The organism is Staphylococcus simulans, from assembly GCF_003043455.1.
In the GTDB taxonomy this organism is placed as follows: Bacteria; Bacillota; Bacilli; order Staphylococcales; family Staphylococcaceae; genus Staphylococcus; species Staphylococcus simulans_A.
This window is the reverse complement of record NZ_PZGG01000118.1, coordinates 1-2,709: the sequence shown is the minus strand read 5'-3', so window position 1 is coordinate 2,709 and position 2,709 is coordinate 1. Positions and strand designations below refer to the sequence as shown.

The following is a 2,709-nucleotide window of genomic DNA, read 5'->3' as shown; positions in this document are numbered from 1 at the left end:
TCATCAAATTGAGCATAAATTTAAATTAGAGCATTCTAAAACAAATATTCAAGTATTGCTTCCTGAGAATAAAAAGAACGAAGTTTCAAAGATAAAGCATGAGATAGAAAAATGGGCTAAGTTTCAAACTTCTTTAGGAGCAGCAAAAAATCAAGTTGAAGTTAAGACTATAAAATATAATCATAAAATTTATTCCTTTGATTTAAGGAATGAAGCCAAGTTTAAATACATAAATCATCCGGCTATGGTTATTATAAAAAACGATCAAGTTAGTCCCAATTTTTACAGTTCCTCCATATCACAAGGATTTTATTTATTTAAAGACTTAAATCAAATTCAAAAAGACTTAAAAATTTTTGGTTTAGAAAATTATGTATCTGGTGTGACAAACTATACGGATCAAGTACAGAAAGATATTCAAGAAATTCAATTTAAATTAACGGTTACTATCTTAACAATTATTATTTCGTTCATAGTGGTTTGTTTGGCTATAATGTTTGAAGTTCAACAATACTTTGAACAGTATCAAAAGTACTTAATGCTTAGAAAGTTAAATGGTTTTAATCATATCCAAAATTACCGACAGTATTTGACCTTCAACAATATCACATTGATTTTCATTATACTTATACTTTATATTTTGCTGAAATCCCATATAGTTGTATATTTTGGAATATTTATCATAATAGTCCAGTTATGTATTCATTTCGTGTGTATAAAAAAACTTGAGAAACATGATTTAACCATCATAAAGGAGTTGTAACAACATGAAAAAGAAAAGTTTTTTAGTGATTATCATCATTTTTATAGTAATTGGATTAGTGTTTTGTTTATTTGTACGCAATGAATTTACGGATAGGTTCAATCCTATATTAAAGATGGAAAAATCATATGCCGTAGTTGATAAGGGCACACAAGATTATGATGATATTCAAGCATACAACAAAGAGGGTAAACCACTTTCATACAAATTAGATTTTAAAGGTTATGATCCTGAAAAGGAATATGTGGTTATTGAGCACAAAGGAAAGTATGTAAAAGTGATTCATTATATTCAAAAGTTACCATTTAAACAAAAGTAGGTGTGCGCATGTTAAAACTTGAAAATATAAATATTAAAAAAGGTGAGAAAACAATTATCAATAACTTGAATCTTAAATTTGAAAAAGGTAAGTCTTATGCATTGATTGGTCCAAGTGGAGGTGGCAAAACGACTTTATTAAATACAATTGCTGGTTTTGAAAAGTTAAAAGAAGGCAGTGTCTTATTTGAAGGTAAGGACTTAAAGAAACATAATCCAACATTATATTATAGAAATAAATTAGGCTATCTATTTCAAAATTATGGTTTAGTTGAAAATATGACTGTGTTTCAAAATATTAATATCGGTATAGCTTTTAAAAAATGGTCTAAAAGACTAAAAAAAGAAAAAATTCAATCAATGCTTCATTTACTTAATCTGTCTGTTGATTTAAATCGTAAAGTAGCGACATTAAGCGGTGGTGAACAACAAAGGATCGCTTTAGCGAGATTGCTTTTGAAAAGCCCTGAATTGATTTTAGCAGATGAGCCTACAGGTTCGTTAGATCCTAAAAATGGCGAAACGATTATTGCACATCTCTTAGATATGACAAAAGCTAATAAAACTGTGATTATTGCCACACATGATATGCGCCTTGCAGATAGTTGCGATAAAGTGATTGATATTGGCAAGTTTAAATAATGTTTGTAGATTTCTAAATTAATGTCTGTAAACTTTCACAATGGCATTATGTCTATAGTTAGATTGAAAAGTATTCGAAAATAGAGGTATGTATGATTACAAAAACAACGTTATTATCCTAGATGCTTTTTAAAATATTTCACTAATGAAGAAAAAGTATACGTATTCATTAGACAAGCTAATAAAAAAGCAAAATAAACTATCGCATTATGAATCGAGGGTTGAAAAATTTCAATCAACCAACATCTTGTTCATCACTATCTATTAAACAAGATGAACAACAATTTATATTTCAATATATGTGGTTACAGTATTTACGTACAGATGCTGGAAGAATTAACTATATTAATTACATTGAAAATATTGAATCATATGTATCAAGAACAAGCCCTGTTGAATTGACAGAGATCAAAGATAACAAAGAAAAAATAAAAAAATTCAATAAAATTTATTAATTAGTGATAATCCTGTTATTGGTACAGAAAAATGGAAGCGAATAATTCTTCCGATTTCTCCTAACATTTGTATCGAATTTCAAGATGACTCAATCAGTTGTTCAAATGATTTAGAAGTAATATTAACTTTAGAGAAGACTCGTCATTTAAATGAAGCAACTATTAATACATCAAATTATTATGTTATTTCTGAGAAACCTTTTAATGTAACTCAAGATATGTATATATATAATCGTTTTAATAATGAAAATTGGGAAATTGGGGAGCCACACTCTCCAAAATTATAAATGCAAAAACTGATGAATGCTATAAAGCTTCATCAGTTTTTATATTTTAGATGTGAAACTAATTTTGCAAAGCAAAAAAGTTAAAGTATATAAAATAGCTAGTATACTAGGTTATGTGTACGAGGATAAATTTAAATCTAAACTTAGTTTATATAGAGGGATTTTAATTGTAGTAGAAAATGAATAGTCTGATTGATAGGATAGAAAGTGTTGGTTTGATGTGTATTTCTAAATGGATTTGAAT

At 27.5% G+C, this 2,709-nt stretch carries 3 protein-coding genes; all 3 read left to right on the top strand.

The features are described from left to right. Positions 1-763 (top strand): DUF1430 domain-containing protein (locus tag BU038_RS12165; RefSeq protein WP_142402607.1); only part of this gene is annotated, 763 nt, incomplete at its 5' end. Positions 764-767: 4 nt separating this feature from the next. Continuing rightward, on the top strand, positions 768-1,082 hold the full coding sequence (locus BU038_RS12160; RefSeq protein WP_107606232.1) for a YxeA family protein: 315 nt from the start codon (positions 768-770) through the stop codon (positions 1,080-1,082). Positions 1,083-1,090: 8 nt separating this feature from the next. Further along, complete coding sequence (locus BU038_RS12155) at positions 1,091-1,723, top strand: ATP-binding cassette domain-containing protein (protein ID WP_107606231.1); 633 nt, start codon at positions 1,091-1,093, stop codon at positions 1,721-1,723. Positions 1,724-2,709 lie beyond the last annotated feature (986 nt).